This window comes from Vibrio sp. qd031 (assembly GCF_002100145.1).
Taxonomy (GTDB): domain Bacteria; phylum Pseudomonadota; class Gammaproteobacteria; order Enterobacterales; family Vibrionaceae; genus Vibrio.
Map to the genome: position 1 here is coordinate 383,543 of NZ_JXQD01000025.1, position 23,096 is coordinate 406,638.

The following is a 23,096-nucleotide window of genomic DNA, read 5'->3' on the forward strand; positions in this document are numbered from 1 at the left end:
ACTATGAAGATCAAATAATGACTGAATCTTTTGCTCAACTCTTTGAAGAGTTTCTATCTGAAACTGAATTCCAACAAGGTACTATCGTTAAAGGTACTGTTGTTGCTATCGAAAACGGCTTTGTACTTGTAGACGCTGGTCTTAAGTCAGAATCTGCTATTCCTGCTGAACAATTCAAGAACGCTGCTGGCGAACTTGAAGTTGAAATTGGTTCAGAAGTAGATGTTGCTCTTGACGCTGTTGAAGATGGTTTCGGTGAGACTCAACTTTCTCGTGAGAAAGCGAAGCGTCACGAAGCTTGGATCGTACTTGAGAAAGCTTACGAAGAAGCTGAAACTGTTGTTGGTATCATCAACGGTAAAGTTAAAGGTGGTTTCACTGTAGAACTTAACGGTATCCGTGCATTCCTACCTGGTTCTCTTGTTGACGTACGCCCTATCCGTGATACTGCTCACCTAGAAAACAAAGAGCTAGAGTTCAAAGTTATCAAGCTAGACCAGAAGCGCAACAACGTTGTTGTTTCTCGTCGTGCTGTTATCGAATCTGAAAACAGTGTTGAGCGTGATGAGCTTCTTGAAACTCTACAAGAAGGTAGCGAAGTTAAAGGTATCGTTAAGAACCTTACTGACTACGGTGCGTTCGTTGACCTTGGCGGTGTAGACGGCCTACTTCACATCACCGATATGGCTTGGAAGCGTGTTAAGCACCCATCTGAGATCGTAAACGTTGGTGATGAGATCCAAGTTAAAGTTCTTAAGTTTGACCGTGAGCGTACTCGCGTTTCACTAGGTCTTAAGCAACTTGGCGAAGATCCATGGGTAGCAATCGCTAAGCGTTACCCAGAAGGTCACAAGCTTTCTGGCCGTGTTACTAACCTAACTGACTACGGTTGCTTCGTTGAAATCGAAGAAGGCGTTGAAGGTCTAGTACACGTTTCTGAAATGGATTGGACTAACAAGAACATCCACCCTTCTAAAGTTGTGAATGTTGGCGATGAAGTTGAAGTTATGGTTCTTGAGATTGACGAAGAACGTCGTCGTATTTCTCTAGGTCTTAAGCAATGTAAAGCTAACCCATGGCAATCATTCGCTGAAGCGCAAGCTAAAGGCGATCAAGTTACTGGTAAGATCAAGTCAATCACTGACTTCGGTATCTTCATCGGTCTTGAAGGTGGCATCGACGGTCTAGTACACCTATCTGATATCTCTTGGAACGTTGCAGGCGAAGAAGCCGTACGTGACTTCAAGAAAGGCGACGAAATCTCTGCAGTTGTACTTGCAGTAGATGCAGAGCGTGAGCGTATTTCTCTTGGCGTTAAGCAAATGGAAAACGACCCGTTCAACAGCTTCGTAGCTGATACTAAGAAAGGTACTCTAGTAAACGGTACTATCACTGCTGTTGACGCGAAAGGCGCAACTGTAGAGATCGCTGAAGGCGTTGAAGGTTACATCCGTGTATCTGAAATCGCTCGTGACCGTGTAGAAGACGCTTCTCTAATCCTAAGCGCTGGCGACAAAGTTGAAGCGAAGTTCACCGGTGTTGACCGTAAGAACCGCGTAATCAACCTGTCTATCAAAGCGAAAGACGAAGCTGAAGAGCAAGAAGCAATGGCTTCACTGAACAAGCAAGATGAAGCTTCGTTCGGTAACGCAATGGCTGACGCTTTCAAAGCTGCGAACAAAAGCTAAGACTGACTTTACCGTCTATTAGTAAAAAGGAGCCTTAGGGCTCCTTTTTTGTTTTAAGGGAAAAAGAGGCAAGACGTTTTACTGAAAACAGAGTCGAGACGCTTTGCTTCGAGAGCGCTTGCGTTTTGAGAGAGGAGGGCCATACTTTCTCGCATCTCGCATCTCGCATCTCGCATCTCGCATCTCGCATCTCGCATCTCGCATCTCGCATCTCGCTTCTCGCTTCTCGCTTCTCGCTTCTCGCTTCTCGCTTCTCGCCTTTCATCACCACACCCAATAACCTTGGACGTAACTTCCTGTCCCTGCTACACTTTTGCTAATTTCCAATTAAATGCTTAGTTTTTCACCAAATTAGACTAAAAGGTAACCCAGATACTTTGACTAATTGGCGATCTTGGCGTATTAATTAAATAACTCTATATAAAAGAATAGTGTACGAGGAAACAATGACAAAATCTGAGCTAATAGAAAGACTATGCGCGAAACAAACGCATCTTTCAGCAAAAGAGATCGAGGACGCGGTCAAAGAAATTTTAGAGCATATGGCGACTACTCTGGAAGAGGGTGACCGTATCGAAGTTCGCGGCTTTGGCAGTTTCTCTCTGCATTTCCGCGAACCCCGTGTTGGACGTAACCCTAAAACAGGTGAGAAAGTCACTCTAGAAGGGAAATACGTTCCTCACTTTAAACCTGGCAAAGAGCTGCGTGAGCGAGTTAACGACTCTCTGTAACTTTCGATGCAACTTAGACGTCAAGTAGCTAGTTAAGACGTCAACAAAGGCCAACATTGTGTTGGCCTTTTTAGTTCATTACCACCCATTCGTCTGTTCAATGTGTCGATAACTGATCGGGTATTAAGCCAATAAACGGATTAAATACACTAATTTACAGCCATCTGGCGCGAAAGGTAGCAATAGATTTGGTGTGCAGTGGTAAACTATTGCATAATGTTCAAAATAGCCTAGTAAAGGAATAACAGCGTGAAAATACTCAAGATAGTTTTAGTATTGATATTGTTTGTCATCGCCTTGGCATTGGGTGCCCAAAACCAAGAGATCGTAAACTTCAACTATTTGCTTGCTCAAGGCGAGTTTCATTTATCGACTCTACTGGGTATTGTTTTCTTAGTCGCTTTTTTATTTGCATGGGCGATTTTTGGCTCGATGTTATTTACTCAAAAACTGGCCAACCGCAAGCTATCACGTCAACTGAAAAAGCTTCAGGGTGATGGTGCCGAGTTAACTAAGGCCAAAGGTTAGGTAAGAACGCCTTCATGTTAGAGCTTCTGTTTCTGCTACTGCCGATAGCCGCTGCCTACGGGTGGTATATGGGCTATCGTAGTGCCAGTCAAAAAAGGCAGGAGCATTCCAACCAAATTTCGCAGCAATATGTCCGTGGACTCAACTTACTGTTGTCTGAGCAGTCAGACCAAGCGGTTGATCACTTTATCGAACTGTTGCAAGTCGATAAAGAAACCATCGACACTCACTTGGCACTCGGTAACTTGTTTCGCTCTCGCGGTGAAGTCGATCGCGCAATACGAATACACCAAAACCTGATTTCTCGTTCTGGGTTAACGTTAGAGCAAAAAAACATTGCTTTGCAACAGCTGGCGAAAGACTATATGGCCTCTGGCTTTTTGGATCGCGCCGAAAGAATTTTTGAACAGTTGGTTGAAGAGCCGGCACACAGAGAGCCTGCACTCACACAATTAGTGGCGATCTATCAGCAAACCCGTGAATGGTCAAAAGCCATTGATTACGCGCAGCAACTGCAAAAATACGGTAAGCGTAGTACCAAACGTTCGACGTCTCGTTCAATTTCTCACTATTGGTGTGAGTTGGCGGTGATTGAACAGTCGGCAACCAATACTCCAAAAGCCATTCAATTCTATAAAAAGGCCATTTCGGCTGATGCTAAATGTACCCGCGCAAATATAGAGTTAGGCAAAATATTCCTCAGCGATGAAAATTACAAGCAAGCGATAACGCACTTTGAGAATGTATTAGACCAAGATCCAGACTTTATCTCTGAGGTCCTGCCCAATCTCGCAGATTGTTACTACCATACGGATAACGAAGCAGGTTTGGTACGATTCCTCAAGCGTTGTACAGAGCGAGGTGGTGGGGCATCAGTAGAGCTTATGTTGGCTCAAATAGTTGCAAAACATGAGGGCGCAGCAGAAGCGCAGTATTTACTAACGGGTCGACTGATTAAGAACCCGACCATGAAAGGCTTTTATAGGCTTATCGATTACCATATTCAAGAGGCTGAAGAGGGCAGAGCAAAAGCAAGCTTACAAACCATTCAAAAGTTGGTTGGTGAGCAGCTCAAAGTGAAACCACACTTTCGCTGTCGTCATTGCGGCTTCTCGACCCATGCCTCTCATTGGCATTGCCCTTCGTGTAAGAACTGGGGCACCATTAAACCGATTCGCGGGTTAGACGGCGAATAACTCAAACCAAGAAGATTTAACTAGGAGAAACAATGATCGATCAAAAAGTAATTGTGGCATTAGATTATGAGAACCAGGCAGATGCATTGGCGTTTGTGGATAAGATCGATCCAAGTTGTTGCCGATTAAAAGTCGGTAAAGAGATGTTTACGTTATTTGGGCCAGAGTTTGTAAAGCAGTTACACGCTCGAGGATTCAGTGTCTTTCTAGATCTAAAATTCCACGATATTCCTAATACTTGCTCAAAAGCTGTGCGTGCTGCTGCCGAGCTGGGCGTATGGATGGTCAACGTTCATGCCGTTGGCGGTGAAAAAATGATGACCGCTGCTCGTGAAATCATCGAGCCATATGGTAAAGATCGACCACTGCTTATCGGTGTGACCGTACTGACCAGTATGGAGCAATCGGATCTGGCCGGCACAGGCATTTCAGTCAGCCCTCAAGAGCAAGTGATGCGTTTGGCGAAGCTGACACAACGTTCTGGACTGGATGGAGTCGTATGCTCGGCTCAAGAGTCGTCATTGCTTAAAGCTGAACTAGGTCAGGACTTTGCGCTCGTGACCCCAGGTATTCGACCTGCAGGTTCGGCTGCTGGTGATCAAAAGCGCATTATGACGCCAGTAGAAGCGATAAAGGCAGGCTCTGACTACTTAGTGATTGGTCGTCCAATTACCCAAGCTGCTTCTCCTGCGCAAGTGCTTGCGGACATCAATAGCAGCTTAGCAAACAGCTAGTATCCAATTGGTCATTTCTATTTTAGACGTGACCAATTTAATTAAAGATCAATCGCTTGCTGGCGAACCGCTGTGAAACTTAAAATCGGTATCCTTTGTTGAAATAAGCTCGGCTTCGACCTCCCCAAAAAAGGCCACACGCGCTGTGATATCCTCTGGAGATATCTGTTGAGCCAAGGACAAATAGTCTTGGTAATGTCGAGCTTCTGAACGAAGTAGTGATACATAAAACTGCTTAATTTCTTCATCCATATGCGGCGCTAGAGCCGCAAAACGCTCGCAAGAACGGGCTTCGATGTACGCACCAATAATTAACTTGTCGACTAATGTTTGCGGTTCGTATGTACGCACATGGGAAAGCATCCCTTTAGCGTAGCGACTCGCAGGGACATTGCTGTATGGGATCTTTCTCCGCTCTAGAATCTCAAGCACTTGGTAGAAATGATGAAGTTCTTCCTTAATCAACAGCACCATCTTATCAATGAGGTCTTGGCTATAAGGTGAGTTATTTTTAGCGACAATATTTTTGCTTAGGGCATTTTTGCCTTTTAACGTGGTTAGGCCCCCAATGTACCGATAGGCAAAGTCTTCGTAAGGTTTAAACCATGAAAGTAAGTCGTGACAACTGCTTTTATCTACTGCGTACTTTCTCAGCAGGTACATGGCTGATTGCCCAGCTTTGAGCTCACATAGTAGATGGTCATTAAGAATAATCGGGAGATTCTCTGGTTGTTTGGCTTTATCGATCCACCTATGCGGTGTTTCGCATTGCAGAAAATCATGAATAGGGTCGAGGAGTGATTGGTATGAGTTCATAGTGCACGTTGTCTACATTAAAAAAGGTCTACATTAAAAAAGATCTACACAAAAAAAGGTCTACATAAAAAAAAGCCGCGATTGCGGCCAGTTTTTGGGATAAGCAGTGGTTACCACTTCTTTTTTTCGCCGCCAAAGAGTACGTCAATGTCGCTCTCTTTTTCACGGTCTTCAATCGCCTGCATTTGCTGCGCTTGTTTATCTTGCTGTCGCTTATCAAGCTCGGCGAGCAGCGCCTGCAATTTTTGGGAAGCACCATTTGAGTATGCGTCATTTTTAGACGCAAGCGCGTCGATACCTTTTTGCAATAATTGTCGCGCAGTGCCAGCTTGCCCACGCAATAAGGACTCTTTCGCTCGCTTGGTTAAGTTTTCGATGTGGATTCGCATTTGCATCGACTCGAGTCGAGCATTTTCGTTTACAAAAGTCTGCGTGTCCATTCGACCTTTATTGTGTTCGCTTTTCACTATATCACGTAGGCGCTTCACCAACTTAAGCATAGATAAGGCTTGCTTATCGTTACTTGGTGACTTAAAGCTGGTGGACTCTTCATTTCCAGTCAGCTTATCAAGTTTTTCTATTTGCTGTTGAGTATTAGTGATACGTTGATTTAATGCAGGATTGTTGTCGACTTCCGACATCGCCTTAAGCGCGTACAATATACGATTGTTTAAAACGCTTAGTAGCTCTTTGCTGTACGGTAGGTGGTGTGCATTACCGATTAATTCTTCGGTCGTTTCAATGACGGCGTTTTGTTTAGCAAACTCCTGCTTTTTCAAGTTTTCTGTTTTAACGCGGTACTGGAGCATAATGTTGTATGCAATAACCAGTACCAGTAGCACCGCAACCAGAGCGATGATCAATCCCATATTCATAACAAAGCGCCGTTTATCCGTACAATGTGCTAATAGGGTAGAATAACTGATGTTCGGTTAAGGTAACAGGATAATTGCCTCAAAACGCGTTGATTTTGTTTGAATTGGAATAGGATTTTTAGACGATGTGACCCTATTCTAATTGTGAGTAGCTTTATTTCTCAGTTGCAAACCTTTTGAGTAAATTGACTGTCAATTCTTTGCGGATCAGTTTATAACTAAATTCATTAATAGGGACTCATTTAGAAATAAGGGACAGGGATGAAGTTACAGCAACTGAAGTATATCGTTGAAGTCGTCAACCATAACTTAAACGTCTCAGCCACGGCAGAAAGCCTATACACATCGCAACCCGGCATCAGCAAGCAAGTTAGATTGCTAGAGGATGAGTTAGGGATACAAATCTTTGAACGGAGCGGGAAACATTTAACTCACGTAACGGATGCAGGTGACGACATCATCCGTATTTCACGGGAAATTTTGGCTCGTGTAGAAAGCATTAAGTCAGTTGCAGGTGAACACACTAATCCCGACATGGGTACGCTCAACATTACCACTACCCATACCCAAGCCCGCTATGCTTTGCCTGATGTTATTAAAGGATTTACCAAACGTTACCCTAATGTCGGTCTCAATATGCATCAGGGTACGCCCAGTCAAATGTCCCAAGCCATCGCGAAGGGTACCGCTAATTTTGCCATTGCGACTGAGGCTTTGCACCTGTACCAAGATGCCATCATGTTACCGTGTTACCATTGGAATCGTTCGATTGTTGTACCAAAAGATCACCCACTAGCACAACTGGGCTCCGTTTCCATTGAAGATCTTGCACAGTATCAACTGGTCACTTACGTCTTTGGGTTCACTGGGCGTTCTGAGTTGGATGCTGCGTTTAACAAAGCTAACTTAACACCTAAAATTGTCTTTACGGCCACCGATGCGGACGTCATTAAAACCTACGTTAGAATGGGGATTGGTGTGGGTGTGATTGCCAGTATGGCCATTGATGAGAACTTGGACCACGATCTTGTGGCTATTGATGCAAGCCATATCTTTGAAGCCAGTACGACGAGCATTGGCTTTCGTAGAGGCACCTTCTTACGCTCTTATATGTTCGATTTCGTTGAGAGGTTTGCGCCTCACTTGACCCGTCCTGTGGTCGAACAAGCCATCTCGTTAAAAAATAATGCGGAAATTGAAGCGATGTTTGAAGGAATAGACCTACCGGTTCGTTAATAGGCGCACCTTCTTATCCAGCAGAGGTTTGCGTGCACACGTATAGCGCTTACAATAGGCGCCACTCAATACACAGTGGCGCTTTTTTTTGAAACGATTTGCACTCCTCACTCAGTGGTTACACCACTATCAGCTGTTATGGCGAACCTCGCCGTTTGTTGATTCCGCGCGTTCAGAGCCTGCTTGGGCGACTCAATTCAATGCTCTATGGGTGGCATTACAGAACTTAGACACTCTCCAAATCAGCGAATTTAAGGGTAGCGATGAGGCTCTGCTGGATTTCCTTGGCTTAATTGACCCATCTCTACGTGATTACTACCGCTGGGTCAGTGTTGAGTTGTTAGATACTGACAAAATACGTCCTATTGATGAGACAATGTGTGTTGGTATGCCTGGGAATAAGCGTATTCAAATTGAGCGATTAATCGCGCAGCTCCCATCGACGCGCGAACAAGAGTCGTGGGTAGAGTGGTGCGCGGGTAAGGGGTATCTTGGACGAGGGATTGCATCGCTTACCGGTCAACACGTGACCAGCCTAGAGTGGCAGGCTAGTCTAGTTAAGGCTGGTCAATTGTATTCTGACAGTCACGGGTTGGATATGCAGTTTTATCAGCAAGACGTCTTTGACAGCGAATCCACCGTGTCGCATGTTCATCCCCACATTCATTGTGTTGCCCTTCACGCCTGCGGGGATTTACATGTTGAGCTCATACGCTTAGCCAGCCAACGACTACCAAAAAGTGTGTCCATTGCACCGTGCTGCTATCACTTAATTCGGGGTGATCATTACGTACCTATGTCCAGTGTAGGTAAAGATTTGGACTTAACGCTGGATAAGTCGGCCTTACGCGTGCCATTGCAACAAACGGTAACGGGAGGTGCAAGGGTGAGCCGACACAGGCAGCAGGAAATGACATTTAGATTAGGGTTTGATGAGCTATTAAGAGCAGAGCTTTCGTTTAACGAGCAAACTACGGTGCCAAGCATCAAGAAATCCCTGCTGGATGAAGGATTTCAATATTTTGTTGAATGGGCTGCGAATAAAAAGAGCGTCGAATTACCTCGAGATGTCGATTTTAAGCACTACCTCGAAAAAGGAAGGCTGCGATTTTGGCATATGGAAAGGCTGTCGCTTGCACAACAACTGTTTCAAAGACCGCTAGAAATGTGGTTAGCATTAGACAAGTGTTTGTATTTAGGCGAAATAGGATACGAGGTCAAATTAACGGAGTTTTGCTCGCGTGAAGTGACGCCTAGAAACCTGCTTATTCAAGCGGAGTATCCACAATAAATGCTACTTAGTAAAAAGCCCGCTATATGTTTAGCGGGCTTTGAAGCGTTCAGCACTGTGACGAAATTTAGATTAGCTGAATTTAGCGATTGCGTCTTGCGGCGCTAGGTAGTCTAAGTTAAACCCTTCAGCCACTTCTTTGCAGGTGACTTGTCCATGAATAACGTTTAGACCTAGCATGAAGCCTTTGTCTTGCAATAGCGCTTCTTTGTAGCCAAGGTTTGCCAGTTTTATGATGTATGGCAAAGTTGCATTATTTAATGCAAACGTCGAGGTGCGGGCGACGGCACCTGGCATGTTAGCTACACAGTAGTGCACAACGTCGTCTACGATGTAAGTGGGCTCTGCGTGTGTTGTCGCGTGCGACGTAGCAAAACAGCCACCTTGGTCTATCGCAACATCAACCACCGCTGCACCAGCCTTCATCTTCGCAATGTGATCTTTTGTAACAAGTTTTGGAGCCGCTGCACCAGGAATAAGCACCGCACCAATAACAAGATCAGCTGAGGTTACGTGCTTTTCTATCGCGTCTGTGGTTGAGTATACCACTTTAGCACGTCCTTGGAACTCTTCATCTAAACGACGAAGTGTATCTAGGCTACGGTCTAGGATGGTGACGTCGGCACGCATGCCCACAGCCATACGAGCTGCGTTAGCACCCACCACACCGCCACCAATAACTACAACTTTAGCAGGTTCTACACCAGGCACACCACCTAGTAGAAGTCCTTGACCAGCTTGAGATTTTTCTAAACATTGAGCACCAGCTTGGATAGACATTCGACCTGCAACCTCAGACATTGGTGCTAATAGTGGTAAGCGACCCATATTATCTGTTACAGTCTCATAGGCTATGCAGACGGCTTTGCTATTGATTAGTTCCTCGGTTTGTGGAAAATCTGGTGCAAGGTGCAAATAAGTGAATAGTATTTGCCCTTCACGTAGCATAGCTCGCTCAACAGCTTGAGGTTCTTTAACTTTAACGATCATCTCAGCTTTAGCGAATACGTCTGCAGCAGTTGGAAGAATGGATGCGCCAACAGCAATGTAGTCTTCGTCACTAAAACCTATGCCAACACCTGCGTTAGTTTCGACATAGACTTCATGCCCGTGAGTAATCACCTCACGTACGCTAGATGGCACCATACCGACACGGTACTCATGGTTCTTTATTTCCTTTGGGATACCAATGATCATCCTGACTCCTCCTAAAAAACTAGTTGTTGTAACTGCCTTGTGGTTGATAGTGGCAGATTTAACGCTAGTATAATGGCCACAACATAAAATTAGATGCTAAAGATTATAAAGTTGTAGTATAAATGTTTGCAAGGAAGTAAAAAGGTGGAATAAAAAAATGGTAGATAACAATAATAAGCCGTCCAAGGAGCTGGACCGAATTGATCGCAATATCCTTAACGAATTGCAAAAAGACGGTCGAATCTCGAATGTAGAGTTGTCAAAGCGCGTAGGTTTATCACCTACACCTTGTTTGGAGCGTGTACGTCGTTTAGAGCGCCAAGGCTATATTTTAGGGTATACCGCTCAGCTCAATCCTCAATATTTGGATGCATCATTATTAGTATTTGTTGAGATCACTCTCAACCGCGGTGCACCTGATGTGTTTGAGCAGTTTAATAGTGCGGTTCAAAAGTTGGACGATATTCAAGAATGCCACCTTGTGTCAGGAGATTTCGATTACCTACTTAAAACACGTGTGTCTGATATGAGCGCCTATCGCAAACTTCTAGGGGATACTCTACTGCGTTTGCCTGGTGTAAACGACACTCGTACATACGTTGTGATGGAAGAAGTGAAACAGAGCAATCACTTAGTGATAAAAACGCGCTGATTCACGAGAAAGAAAACTCAACTCTCATCGGGATTGGGTTTTACTTTCAACAAGGTTACACTAAACAAATATGAGCGGCGCTTGCCGCTTTTTTTGGTCATTAGGAAGTAGAGTCGCGGTCCTTACAGTGATCTAGCGACACCAACAACGGTCTTTATGTTTACAAAGCGCGATAAAATCACAATCATCGAACACAGTGGTGTTACATCGGATAAATCTCGTCTCTCTGGAGGCCAGCGTTTAATGGAAGGGGCTTTTATTCTTGGAATACTCGCCAGTATTCTGCTATCTGTCGCCCTGTTTTCTTTTGACCCCGCCGATCCATCATGGTCTCAAACGGCGTGGCAAGGCACCATTAATAATGCCGGTGGTCAAATTGGTGCTTGGCTTGCCGATACGTTTTTCTTTTTATTTGGTGTACTCGCCTACACCATACCCGCGTTACTGTTGTTATTGGTTTGGGTTTTCTTCCGCCGTCGTCATTCTAATGAACCTATCGATTTGATGATTTGGGGCACACGAGCTCTAGGGTTTACGTTAGTACTTATTACCAGTTGCGCTATGGCAGACATTAATTTTGATGATATTTGGTACTTTTCATCGGGTGGTGTGATTGGCGATGTGATCACAGGTCTTGTGATGCCAATGTTAAATAGCCTTGGTACTACTATTGCAATGCTGTTTGTCTGGGCGGCAGGGATGACTTTATTTACCGGTATCTCGTGGATCTCGGTTGTCGAAGGCATCGGTAAAACTGCAATCATCGCGACGGTTAGCGCTCTAAACTTAGTTCGTGGTAAGAGTACACAGCAATATGAAGCCTCCCTTGAAGCGGAAGACCCTCCATTAACTGAGCTGTCTAACTCAAACAACAGCGACGAACTCGATGCTTCAAGTGGTACTTACACTATTGACCCACCACTTATCAAGCCAAGTTCAGCGACCAAACTAGTCGACGAAGCGCGGGTTACCGCAAAGAGTGAGCCAACAGAATACAAAATCCACATTCCTTCGGCTGCGACGCCGTATCAGGCACCCGACGTGGATGATGAGCCTGAATTTGATCGCACCGCTAACTTGCACGCAACCATCGACCAGTTAGAACATGATGCTGTAACGCACAACGATATTGATGCACAAAGCCAACATCTGGAGTTAAGTCAATCTGCCGTTGCAACACCGATAGAGCAGACGCCACCATGGGTTAACGACAGTGCAACTGACAATGACGTATTGCTTGGCTCTATTGATGATATTGACGTTGAGGATTCTCCTTTCTCTATAGAAGAGAGAGAGCCAGAGCGCGACCATGCAGGACATATTCCTCCAACAATCGATTTAGAACAGCTCGACACTCTGGGTGCAGCTACTGACAGCGACATCGTCGCATATGCGCCAGCTCAAGCCGAGTCAGAGCCAGAAGGTAGGACAGAGCAGCAACAAAATGCAGACGCTTTAGGGGCATTAGTTAATGAAGCACAAAAGAATATGGCTGGTAAACAGAATCCGTTCTTAATGAAGAGAGAACAAGATTTACCTAAGCCTACGACGCCGATGCCAACTCTCGAGCTTTTGTATCATCCAGAAAAACGCGATACCTTTATTGATAGAGAAGGGCTCGAAAATATTGCGCGATTGGTCGAGTCTAAGCTGGCCGATTACAAGATCACCGCTAAGGTCGTCGACATCTTCCCAGGGCCTGTTATCACTCGTTTTGAACTCGATCTTGCTCCAGGGGTTAAGGTATCTCGTATTTCGAGTCTCTCTATGGACTTGGCACGATCACTCTCTGCTCTGGCGGTACGCGTGGTAGAAGTGATCCCTGGTAAGCCTTACGTTGGCTTAGAGCTTCCTAATGTGAAACGCCAAACTGTCTTTTTCTCTGATGTTGTGGGCAGCGAACAATTTGTAAACGCCAAATCGCCAACCACGGTGGTTATGGGGCAAGATATTGCAGGTGAAGCGGTTATCGCCGATATCGCCAAAATGCCACACGTGCTAGTCGCGGGGACGACAGGCTCGGGTAAATCGGTTGGGGTCAATGTCATGATCCTTAGTATGCTGTACAAAGCGAAGCCAGAAGATCTTCGCTTTATCATGATCGATCCGAAAATGCTCGAGCTTTCAATCTATGAAGGCATTCCTCACCTGCTCTCTGAAGTGGTCACCGACATGAAAGACGCTGCTAATGCGTTGCGTTGGTGTGTTGGCGAAATGGAACGACGCTACAAGCTGATGTCGGCATTAGGAGTTCGTAACGTCAAAGGCTTTAATGACAAACTCAAAATGGCCGCAGCGGCGGGCCATCCCATCCACGACCCATTGTGGCAAGATGGCGACAGTATGGATGCAGAACCACCGCTGCTAGAAAAACTGCCGTATATCGTAGTGGTGGTGGATGAGTTTGCTGACTTGATCATGGTGGTCGGTAAAAAAGTGGAAGAACTCATTGCACGAATTGCTCAAAAGGCGCGTGCAGCGGGTATTCATCTAATATTAGCGACCCAACGACCATCGGTAGATGTGATTACTGGGCTTATCAAAGCGAACATCCCAACCCGTATGGCGTTTACTGTTTCGACGAAAACCGATTCAAGAACCATACTGGATCAAGGTGGCGCAGAGTCACTCTTAGGCATGGGTGATATGCTTTATTTACCGCCGGGCTCTAGCCATACTATTCGTGTACATGGTGCGTTTGCCTCCGACGATGATGTGCACGCGGTGGTAAACGATTGGAAAGCGCGTGGAAAACCGAATTACATATCAGAAATAACCCATGGCGATCAGTCTCCAGAGTCACTACTGCCTGGCGAAAGTCCTGAAGGGGAAGAAGAGCTGGACGTGCTTTTTGACCAAGTTGTGGTTCATGTGACTGAAACACGAAGAGGTTCAGTTTCTGGCGTACAGCGTAAATTTAAGATTGGCTACAACCGTGCCGCGCGCATCGTTGAGCAATTAGAAGCACAAGGGATTGTGAGTGCCCCTGGCCACAACGGAAATCGTGAAGTTTTGGCCCCACCACCGATTAAAGATATTTAGGAGTCCCGATGTTAAAATACTGCGCCCTGTTACTGGTGAGTTTTGGAGTACTGGCCAACCCTCAACAAGAGTTGGTAGAGAGAATAAACAAAACCGACGGTTTTAGTGCCAACTTTTCACAGCAAGTGCTCAGCCCCGATAATGAAGTGCTTATGGAAGGTGAAGGTAAAGTTGAGATTTCTAAACCAAGCTTATTTCGTTGGACGCTGACGGCCCCTGATGAAGAAGTGATGGTCTCTGATGGTAAAGCGCTGTGGTACTACAGCCCGTTTATTGAGCAAGTTTCCATTTATGATGCGCAAACGGCCATTGAGCAGACGCCATTTGTGTTACTAACACGCAATAAAAGCAGTGACTGGGACAAGTATTCTATTACCCAGCAAGATAACCGCTTTGTGTTAACGCCGACCGCAATCGACAGTAACCAAGGTCAGTTTTATATCGACATTACCTCAAAAGGCGTGGTTGAAGGCTTCAGCGTTGTCGAGCAAGACGGTCAGCGCAGCCATTTTGAATTCAGTCAATTTGCCAGCACGGTTCCAAGCAAAGATCGTTTTGTGTTTACAACACCAGACGGTGTTGAAGTGGACGATCAACGTTCTAACATTGAGTAGCCGCCATGAGTAACCTTAGTCTGGATTTTTCTGGCGATGAAGATTTTCGCCCCCTAGCGGCCAGAATGCGTCCGCAAACTCTTGAGCAATATGTTGGCCAGGCTCACGTGGTGGGTGAAGGAAAACCTTTGTACCGAGCTCTGCAAGCAGGCCAGATTCATTCGATGATACTCTGGGGTCCTCCTGGCACGGGCAAAACAACCCTTGCCGAAGTGGCTGCAAATTACGTCAACGCCGATGTTGAGCGGGTCTCAGCGGTGACCTCTGGGGTCAAAGACATTCGTGCTGCTATTGAGCGAGCGAGAGAAAACAAACTCGCGGGTAGAAAGACCATTTTGTTTGTGGACGAGGTGCATCGCTTTAACAAAAGCCAGCAAGACGCTTTCTTACCGCATATTGAAGATGGCACTGTTACCTTCATCGGTGCTACCACCGAAAACCCCTCGTTCGAGCTCAATAACGCATTGCTGTCTCGGGCACGAGTGTACAAACTAACCTCACTCAGCAATCAAGACATCGAACTCCTCATCAGACAAGCAGTTGAGGATAAAGAACGCGGGTTAGGAGAATATGAGGCGCATTTTGACGATGGCGTCGTTGCGCGTTTGGCAGAATGGGTAAACGGCGATGGTCGTATGTCGCTGAATTACTTAGAGCTTTTGTATGACATGGCGCAAGAAGTCGACGGTGTCAAACAGATCACACTGCCGCTGCTTGCCCAAGTGGCTGGCGAAAAAGTGTCTCGTTTTGATAACAAAGGCGATATTTGGTACGACTTAATTTCAGCGGTGCACAAATCAATTCGTGGATCGGATCCCGATGCTGCGCTCTATTGGTCGGCGCGCATGATCAGTGCAGGCTGCGATCCGTTGTATATTGCAAGGCGATTGCTGGCCATTGCTTCTGAGGACATCGGTAACGCCGATCCTAGAGCGATGCAGGTCGCGGTGAGTGCATGGGACTGCTTTACTCGAATAGGCCCCGCAGAAGGCGAGAGAGCGCTCGCACAAGCGGTCGTATACTTGGCGTGCGCGCCTAAGAGTAATGCGGTGTACACGGCATGGAAGCAAGCGTTATCCGATGCACGAAATCTGCCAGAGTTTGAAGTGCCACCTCACCTCAGAAATGCACCGACTAAATTGATGCAAGAGCTAGGTTATGGTGAAGGCTATCGTTATGCTCATGATGAGCCTGGCGCTTATGCCGCTGGCGAGAGTTACTTTCCGCCAGAAATGGATACCACTCGCTACTATTTCCCTCAAAATCGAGGGCTTGAGACTAAAATCAGCGAAAAGCTCGACTATTTGCACTCTTTAAACCAAAATAGCCCGCAAAAGCGCTACAAAAAATAGCTTTTTTTGGCTATTGTTAACCGCTATATTTTAAGATTCAAATTTGGTCGTCTTACGACTCGTCTGACGCCCGATTTTCTCCGTTACATTACGCACAGGAACAGTAATGCTAGATTCAAAATTACTTCGTACCGAACTGGACGAAACAGCAGCTAAATTGGCGCGTCGAGGCTTTGCCTTAGACGTCGATACACTCCGTCAACTGGAAGAAAAACGTAAATCCATCCAAGTTGATGTAGAAAACCTGCAGTCCACGCGTAACTCGATCTCCAAGCAGATTGGCCAAAAAATGGCGGCGGGTGATAAAGAAGGTGCAGAGGCGATTAAGCAGCAAATTGGTACGCTAGGTGCAGACCTTGATGCGAAGAAAGTCGAGCTTGCTGACGTTCAGTCTGAGCTTGAAGCGATTGCATTGAGCCTACCAAATCTTCCAGCAGACGATGTGCCAGACGGCCGTAACGAAGACGACAATGTTGAAGTCGCTCGTTGGGGAACCCCAAAAGAGTACGACTTTGAAGTTAAAGACCACGTTGACCTGGGTGAACTAGCGGGTGGTTTGGATTTTGCCAGCGCGACTAAAATCACCGGTGCGCGCTTTATCGTGATGAAAGGGCAATTTGCTCGTCTTCACCGTGCGATTGCACAGTTCATGCTAAACCTGCATACCGATGAGCACGGCTACAACGAAATGTACGTGCCATACCTGGTGAATGCAGATAGCCTATACGGCACTGGTCAACTGCCAAAATTTGGTGAAGATCTGTTCCACACAGAGCCACTAACAGAAAAAGTGAACGATGAAGAGCCTCGTAAACTCTCTTTGATCCCAACGGCCGAAGTGCCAGTGACCAATATGGTACGTGACACCATTACTGATGAAGCGGATCTACCGATTAAAATGACGGCTCATACGCCGTGTTTCCGTTCAGAAGCAGGCTCGTACGGCCGTGATACACGCGGTTTGATCCGTATGCACCAATTCGACAAAGTTGAACTGGTGCAAATCACCAAGCCAGAAGAGTCGATGAACGCACTGGAAGAGTTAACAGGCCACGCTGAGAAAGTACTGCAACTGTTAGATCTGCCTTATCGTAAAGTGGTCCTGTGTACTGGTGATATGGGCTTTGGCGCTCGTAAGACTTACGATTTGGAAGTCTGGGTTCCAGCACAGAAAACGTACCGTGAGATCTCTTCATGTTCAAACTGTGGTGATTTCCAAGCGCGCCGTATGCAAGCTCGTTTCCGTCGTAAAGGCGAAAAGAAACCTGAGCTTGTGCACACGCTTAACGGCTCTGGTTTAGCAGTAGGTCGTACTATGGTTGCGATTTTGGAAAACTTCCAACAAGCGGATGGTCGTATTGCGATCCCTGCAGTGCTTCAGCCTTACATGGGCGGCTTGACGCACATCGGTTAATGTAACTCTGTAAAGCACAGCGCTTTTGACGTCACTTTACGCTAAGTTACGTTAAAGCAGAGATTCAAAACAATTAGGGACATTTTCCAGTTTGGAAAATGTCCCTTTTTTTTATTAGCTAAATTGCCCAGCTATCGAGCGTGGCCTTGCCACTTAAATAGATAGGACCCAAGTCCTAAAAACCCAACGGTCATAGCACACAACACCGCCACATTTGGCCAAACGTCCATCAAGCTAGCACCATCCAACATAATGGCTCTTGCCCCTTCCAGCAAATGAGTGAGTGGGAATACCTTAGTGAGGGTTTGAATAAAATCGGGACTGCCCTCCAACGAAAACCACACACCCGATAGCATCATCATTGGCCAAGACACTAAATTGAGCATTCCACCTATAAATTCCTCGGACTCAGAGCGGCATGCAATGAGCAGAGATAATGAAATAATGGAGGCGGTGCCCAAAATGGCAATCAGCAGTAAATCCAAATAGCTGCCTAACATATAAAAACCAAACATGAAGTTACAGGCAATAAAAATACCGCTGGTGATTGCCGTCACGATCAATAGCCGAGAAATGACTTGTGCGGACAAAAACTCAAACGCTTTAAGCGGCGTTGCGTTGAGTCGTTTTAATACCGAGTTTTTACGATATCGAACGATCACATACCCCACACCAAATAGGCATGAAAACATCATGTTCATGGCTAATATCCCAGGGACAACCCAGTCTAAGTAGCGAATTTGTTTTCCGTCAATGACCCCTTTTTGATATTGGGTGTCTTCGCCTAGTAGTAGCTTCTCAACGATGTATCCATTGGCTGAGCTACTGTTTATCCAATACTGTTGTGACTGACCTGAGACGACCAAATCCACTTTATGCTGGCTAAGCTTGAGCATCGCTTGTTGCTCGTCGTCGTAAGGAATAAATTCCAAATACTCTAGAGCTTGAAGAGGGTGTGAGCTTGATTGGTTTAACACCCCAACTTTATAGAGCGTAGGGTTGTCATTGGAAAATACAAAGGCAAACCCCACCACCATCAATACAGGAAAGACTAAGTTCCAGCCTAAGGCTGACCGGTCGCGGGTGAACTCATAATTTCGGGCAATGAGAATGGCTAAAAATCGTTTAAACATGCTGAATCTCTTCCTGTGAGTTAGGGCTATCTTTCTCCAGTGAATGGCCGGTAAGTTTTAAGAACAGATCATCGAGTGTGGCAGACTTAACTTGTAAACCTTCTAAACTGATCCCCTGTTTAATTAACGACGACAGTGTTGACTCAACATATTCGCTTTGGATATACCCACGCCCGTTACTGACCCTAATGGCCTCTTTTGAGGCGGTAGTGTTGAAGTTCTCTTCTGGCAAGCTTACTAAAGCCCCGCTAAAGTGATGTTGTAGAAGCTGATTTGGCACGCCTTGCTCGATGATTTTCCCTCGGCTCATGACCGCAATTTCGTCACAGAGATATTCGGCTTCATCCATGTAATGTGTGGTGAGGAGAATGCTTCTTCCAGACGCTTTGATATCGTTAATCAAGTCCCAAAATAGCCGACGGCTATGGGGATCGAGTCCTGTGGTGGGTTCATCCAGAAACAGCAGTTGAGGGTCATTGATTAATGCCAGTGCGAGCAACAAGCGCTGTTTTTGGCCGCCGGACAGTTTTCGATGGTCTTGGTTTAAAAACTCGCTGAGTTGACACTGCTCTATCAACGTCTCAATAGGCGTGGTATGCGGATAAAACGCAGAAAACAGAGTCAGTGTTTCTTTCACAGTAAGGAAGTCTTGCAGCGCGGTATGCTGAAACTGGATCCCCAGTTTCTCGTACACGGTTTTATCAATTGGTTGCTGCTGATACAAAATTTGCCCAGAGGTCGGTGCTACAATGCCTTCAAGCATCTCTATGGTGGTAGTTTTTCCTGCGCCATTGGGGCCGAGTAGACCGAAGCAACTGCCTGTTTTTACGCCAAAGCTAACGCCATCAACGGCTTTTAGCGTGCCAAAGTGGCGCGCCAAATCGCGCGCCTCTAGGATGTATTCCATGTGTGATTCCTTTCACAGGATCGTTATGACCCCTTGCATTAGCGAGGTAGTGTTAGTTGATCACGAAATGTTGTTTGTTGGAAACCGCTTTTTCAATAGCCTCTATCAGCAAGCGTAAATCGGACTCACTGCTGACGTAAGGTGGCATTATGTAAATGAGTTTTCCAAATGGACGGACCCAAACACCTTGTTCAACAAAAAATGCTTGTATGGATTCCATCGCGACTGGATGCGTAGCTTCAACCACTCCAATAGCACCTAACACTCTGATATCATGAACATACTCACACTCTAGCAGAGCAGGCATTTTCTGCTTAAGGAACTGCTCAATGTCGCGTACTTGCGACTGCCATTGTCCAGATTCGATGAGTTCAAGGCTTGCACACGCGACGGCGCACGCTAAGGGATTACCCATAAAAGTTGGGCCGTGCATAAAGCATCCTGCCTCACCGCCACAAACGATATCGGCTACGTGCTTACTGGTGAGCGTCGCCGAAAGCGTCATGTAACCACCGGTTAGCGCTTTACCGACACACATTATATCGGGCTGTATATCGGCATGTTCTACCGCAAACAGTTTACCGGTGCGGCCAAAGCCAGTAGCTATCTCATCACAAATCAACAAGATCGAGTAGCGATCGCACAGGGCACGAACTTCTTTTAGATAATTTGGGTGATAGAAGCGCATCCCTCCAGCGCCTTGAACGATTGGCTCCAATATAATGGCTGCGATGTCTGAATGTCGCTCAGCAAGCATCGCTTTTAGGGGGGCTATATCCGATGGATCCCAAACTCCGCCGAATACAGAAGAGGGAGAGTCGACAAACAAGTGTTCTGGCAAAAATCCTTTATACAGCGAGTGCATCGAGTTGTCTGGATCGGTCACTGACATCGCTGCGAACGTATCTCCATGATAGCCATGGCGAAGTGACACAAATTTCGAACGGCGCTCGCCTTTACTGTGCCAGTATTGCAGCGCCATTTTTAAACTGACTTCTACTGCGACAGAGCCCGAGTCAGCGAGAAACACTTGCTCGAGATTGTTGGGTGCCATTGCCAGTAATTTCTTGCATAGCTCAATGGCGGGTTGGTGGGTAATACCGCCAAACATAACGTGTGACATTTTATCCAGCTGCTCTTTTGCCGCGTTAGTAAGAGCTGGGTGGTTATAGCCGTGGATGGTTGACCACCACGATGACATGCCATCGACCAGTGTCGTTCCATCTTCTAAATGCAGATGTACACCTTTGGCGCTGACCACTGGATAGCAGGTCAGAGGAGATAAGGTTGAGGTGTAGGGATGCCAGATATGCTGGCGGTCAAACTCTAAATCCATGTAAAATTCCAAATTACAATCGGTGGATTTTTAACCACCTGTAAACTTTTTGCGATCTGTGAAAGTTGACAGTCTACCTACTCTCGGTAGACTAGCCAATATTAAAACGAAAATCATCAGAAAGGACGCCCTGTGGAAGCGAATTTGGAACTTAAGCACGACTGGACATTGGAAGACGTAAATGCGCTTCTTGATCTCCCCTTTATGGATCTACTGTATCAGGCTCAAACCGTGCACCGCCAGTATCAGCAACACAACTATGTGCAAGTGAGCACGTTGCTGTCGATAAAAACCGGTGCATGCCCCGAAGATTGTAAATATTGCCCGCAAAGTGCTCGTTACACCACCGATATTGATAAAGAGCGATTGATGGAAGTCGAGCGCGTTTTGGATGCGGCTCAAAAAGCCAAAGCGTCTGGCTCAACCCGTTTTTGTATGGGCGCGGCTTGGAAAAACCCCAAAGAAAGAGACATGCCGCTACTTTCAGACATGATTAAAGGTGTGAAAGACCTTGGGCTAGAAACCTGTATGACTCTAGGCATGCTTACACCTGAGCAAGCAGAGCGTCTGTCGGATGCGGGCCTTGATTATTACAACCATAATCTGGATACCTCTCCCGAGTTCTACGGCAACATCATTACCACACGGACATACCAAGATCGCTTGGATACCCTGTCCCATGTGCGTGACGCTGGCATGAAAATTTGCTCTGGCGGGATCATAGGGATGGGCGAAGGAGTAAACGATCGCGCCGGACTGCTAATGGAGCTGGCGAACCTACCCGTACACCCAGAAAGTGTGCCTATCAATATGCTGGTAAAGGTAAAGGGCACACCGCTAGAAAATGCGGAAGATGTTGAACCTTTTGACTTTATTAAACTGATCGCTTGTGCGCGTATCATGATGCCTCATTCTGCGGTTCGTTTATCGGCCGGTCGCGAGAAAATGAACGAGCAAATGCAAGCGCTCTGTTTTATGGCGGGTGCTAACTCAGTATTTTATGGCTGTAAATTGTTAACTACCCCCAATCCTGATGAAGACAGCGATATGCTGCTGTTTAAAAAGCTGGGCATTAACAGTGTTGAAAAGGCTCAAAAACCCGACGAAGTGCAAGAGAGCGAGTTGCTGGATCAGGTTGTAGAGCGCGTCGCGTCTAGACCCACTAAAAACGATCTGTTCTACGATGCCAGCGTTTAACGAGCGAATTCAACAGGCACTTGATGCGCGTCACTCAAAGGGGCTGACGCGTATTCTGACCCCTTGTGATGGAGGAAACTCCACCACGGTCAGCATCGCGGGCCGTAACTTACTCAACTTCTCCAATAACGACTATTTGGGCTTAGCGAATGATCCTGAGCTTAAAAAAGCGTTTCAGCAAGGGATAGACGTTTACGGTAACGGAAGCGCGGCCTCGCCGATGGTATCTGGCTTTTCTAATGCGCATCGACTACTCGAAGATACGTTGTGCGATTGGTTAGGTTTTGATCGAGCGGTGCTGCTGAGCTCGGGTTTTTCAGCTAATCAAGCGCTACTATTTTCGTTGATGCACCAAGGCGACACGCTGATCCAAGACAAGCTCAATCACGCATCTTTGATGGAAGCAGGGCAGTTGTGTGATGCGACAATGGTGCGTTTTCGGCACAATGATATTGCGCATCTAAAACAGCGTCTTAACGCAGCTAAGTCTAGCCCAACGCTGGTCGTGACTGAAGGTGTGTTTAGCATGGATGGCAATCAGGCCCCCCTTGCTGAGCTGCAACAAGCGACAGACCAGCAGGCGTGGCTAGCGGTTGATGATGCACACGGTATTGGCGTGTTGGGCAAAACAGGCGGCGGCAGTTGTGAGCAAGCGAATGTGCGTCCCGACTTATTGATTGTGACGTTTGGTAAAGCGTTTGGTTTGTCTGGGGCTGCAATTATGTGTAACCACACAGTAGGCGACTACCTTACGCAATTTGCCAAGCACCATGTTTATTCTACTGCGTTTCCTGCGGCTCAAGCCTTTGCATTAAATCACGCAGCTAAAATGATCCAGTCCCAGACGTGGCGTAGGGAAAAGCTCGCGGAGCATAGCGATAGAATTAGGCATAAATTGGGTCATTTAGCAGGCTATGTGGATACTTCCACCCCCATTAAGCCATTCATCATTGGAGATGCTGATCAAGCGGTCGCTGTGGCAAGTGCGATGCGACAGCATGGTATTGCATTGACGGCAATACGACCTCCTACTGTTCCACCTAATACCGCTAGGTTGCGTATCACCGTAACGGCGGCGCATAGCGATAAACACGTTGAAACGTTATGCCAAGCCCTGAATCAAGTTGTAAAGGAGTAACTGTGGTCAGTTGTATCGA

General features: G+C 46.4%; 20 protein-coding genes. 14 read left to right on the top strand and 6 right to left on the bottom strand.

The window, feature by feature from the left end; translation table 11 throughout:
- Positions 1-17: 17 nt before the first annotated feature.
- From rpsA to pyrF, 5 genes are all read left to right on the top strand, one after another.
- Complete coding sequence (gene rpsA / locus ST37_RS13740) at positions 18-1,688, top strand: 30S ribosomal protein S1 (RefSeq protein WP_084887322.1); 1,671 nt, start codon at positions 18-20, stop codon at positions 1,686-1,688.
- A gap of 428 nt (positions 1,689-2,116) precedes the next feature.
- Positions 2,117-2,419 (top strand): integration host factor subunit beta, encoded by a 303-nt coding sequence (gene ihfB, locus ST37_RS13745; protein ID WP_277922157.1) that lies wholly within the window; start codon positions 2,117-2,119, stop codon positions 2,417-2,419.
- 249 nt (positions 2,420-2,668) lie between these two features.
- Positions 2,669-2,947: a lipopolysaccharide assembly protein LapA domain-containing protein gene (locus ST37_RS13750; RefSeq protein ID WP_084887326.1), complete on the top strand. Its 279-nt coding sequence runs from the start codon at positions 2,669-2,671 to the stop codon at positions 2,945-2,947.
- Positions 2,948-2,961: 14 nt separating this feature from the next.
- Positions 2,962-4,143: a lipopolysaccharide assembly protein LapB gene (lapB, locus tag ST37_RS13755; RefSeq protein ID WP_084887328.1), complete on the top strand. Its 1,182-nt coding sequence runs from the start codon at positions 2,962-2,964 to the stop codon at positions 4,141-4,143.
- Between the two features lie 32 nt (positions 4,144-4,175).
- Entirely contained in the window at positions 4,176-4,877 is a 702-nt protein-coding gene (gene pyrF, locus ST37_RS13760) for an orotidine-5'-phosphate decarboxylase (protein WP_084887330.1), read from the top strand.
- Positions 4,878-4,925: 48 nt separating this feature from the next.
- On the opposite strand, the gene ST37_RS13765 is transcribed toward pyrF, so the two are convergent.
- Positions 4,926-5,693, bottom strand: a complete 768-nt coding sequence (locus tag ST37_RS13765; protein ID WP_084887332.1) for a tRNA isopentenyl-2-thiomethyl-A-37 hydroxylase MiaE — start codon at positions 5,691-5,693, stop codon at positions 4,926-4,928.
- Positions 5,694-5,803: 110 nt separating this feature from the next.
- On the bottom strand, positions 5,804-6,568 hold the full coding sequence (locus ST37_RS13770) for a DNA repair protein (protein ID WP_084887334.1): 765 nt from the start codon (positions 6,566-6,568) through the stop codon (positions 5,804-5,806).
- Positions 6,569-6,829: 261 nt separating this feature from the next.
- Here ST37_RS13770 and cysB point away from each other — a divergent pair, with 261 nt between their 5' ends.
- Both cysB and ST37_RS13780 read left to right on the top strand, forming a co-directional pair.
- Positions 6,830-7,804, top strand: coding sequence for an HTH-type transcriptional regulator CysB (gene cysB / locus ST37_RS13775; protein WP_084887336.1), 975 nt, complete (start codon positions 6,830-6,832; stop codon positions 7,802-7,804).
- Positions 7,805-7,892: 88 nt separating this feature from the next.
- Positions 7,893-9,095 carry a methyltransferase gene (locus tag ST37_RS13780; protein WP_084887337.1) on the top strand — a complete coding sequence of 401 codons (1,203 nt, stop codon included), beginning with the start codon at positions 7,893-7,895 and terminating at the stop codon, positions 9,093-9,095.
- A gap of 72 nt (positions 9,096-9,167) precedes the next feature.
- Here the strand turns inward: ST37_RS13780 and ald are convergent, their stop codons facing one another.
- The gene (gene ald, locus ST37_RS13785) at positions 9,168-10,292 is read right to left on the bottom strand and encodes an alanine dehydrogenase (RefSeq protein ID WP_084887339.1); all 1,125 of its coding nucleotides are present in this window, start codon (positions 10,290-10,292) and stop codon (positions 9,168-9,170) included.
- Positions 10,293-10,449: 157 nt separating this feature from the next.
- Between ald and lrp the strand changes: the two genes are divergently transcribed.
- The 5 genes from lrp to serS all read left to right on the top strand — a co-directional run bounded on the left by lrp (position 10,450) and on the right by serS (position 17,366).
- A complete protein-coding gene (gene lrp, locus ST37_RS13790; RefSeq protein WP_084887341.1) occupies positions 10,450-10,944 on the top strand; it encodes a leucine-responsive transcriptional regulator Lrp in 495 nt (164 codons plus the stop codon).
- Between the two features lie 156 nt (positions 10,945-11,100).
- Complete coding sequence (locus tag ST37_RS13795; protein WP_084887343.1) at positions 11,101-13,986, top strand: DNA translocase FtsK 4TM domain-containing protein; 2,886 nt, start codon at positions 11,101-11,103, stop codon at positions 13,984-13,986.
- Between the two features lie 8 nt (positions 13,987-13,994).
- Positions 13,995-14,600, top strand: coding sequence for an outer membrane lipoprotein chaperone LolA (lolA, locus tag ST37_RS13800; RefSeq protein ID WP_084887345.1), 606 nt, complete (start codon positions 13,995-13,997; stop codon positions 14,598-14,600).
- Between the two features lie 5 nt (positions 14,601-14,605).
- Positions 14,606-15,952 (top strand): replication-associated recombination protein A, encoded by a 1,347-nt coding sequence (locus ST37_RS13805; RefSeq protein ID WP_084887347.1) that lies wholly within the window; start codon positions 14,606-14,608, stop codon positions 15,950-15,952.
- A gap of 106 nt (positions 15,953-16,058) precedes the next feature.
- Positions 16,059-17,366, top strand: coding sequence for a serine--tRNA ligase (gene serS, locus ST37_RS13810; protein WP_084887349.1), 1,308 nt, complete (start codon positions 16,059-16,061; stop codon positions 17,364-17,366).
- Positions 17,367-17,497: 131 nt separating this feature from the next.
- Here the strand turns inward: serS and ST37_RS13815 are convergent, their stop codons facing one another.
- The 3 genes from ST37_RS13815 to bioA are packed head-to-tail and all read right to left on the bottom strand — an operon-like array spanning position 17,498 to position 20,742.
- Positions 17,498-18,499, bottom strand: a complete 1,002-nt coding sequence (locus ST37_RS13815) for an ABC transporter permease (protein ID WP_084887351.1) — start codon at positions 18,497-18,499, stop codon at positions 17,498-17,500.
- Positions 18,492-19,406, bottom strand: coding sequence for an ABC transporter ATP-binding protein (locus ST37_RS13820; protein WP_084887353.1), 915 nt, complete (start codon positions 19,404-19,406; stop codon positions 18,492-18,494). The genes ST37_RS13815 and ST37_RS13820 overlap by 8 nt, the downstream gene beginning before the upstream one ends.
- A 52-nt stretch (positions 19,407-19,458) precedes the next feature.
- Complete coding sequence (bioA, locus tag ST37_RS13825) at positions 19,459-20,742, bottom strand: adenosylmethionine--8-amino-7-oxononanoate transaminase (protein WP_084887355.1); 1,284 nt, start codon at positions 20,740-20,742, stop codon at positions 19,459-19,461.
- 144 nt (positions 20,743-20,886) lie between these two features.
- Between bioA and bioB the strand changes: the two genes are divergently transcribed.
- The gene (bioB, locus tag ST37_RS13830; RefSeq protein ID WP_084888134.1) at positions 20,887-21,939 is read left to right on the top strand and encodes a biotin synthase BioB; all 1,053 of its coding nucleotides are present in this window, start codon (positions 20,887-20,889) and stop codon (positions 21,937-21,939) included.
- Positions 21,926-23,077: an 8-amino-7-oxononanoate synthase gene (gene bioF, locus ST37_RS13835; RefSeq protein WP_084887357.1), complete on the top strand. Its 1,152-nt coding sequence runs from the start codon at positions 21,926-21,928 to the stop codon at positions 23,075-23,077. Before bioB ends, bioF begins: the two co-directional genes overlap by 14 nt.
- Positions 23,078-23,096 lie beyond the last annotated feature (19 nt).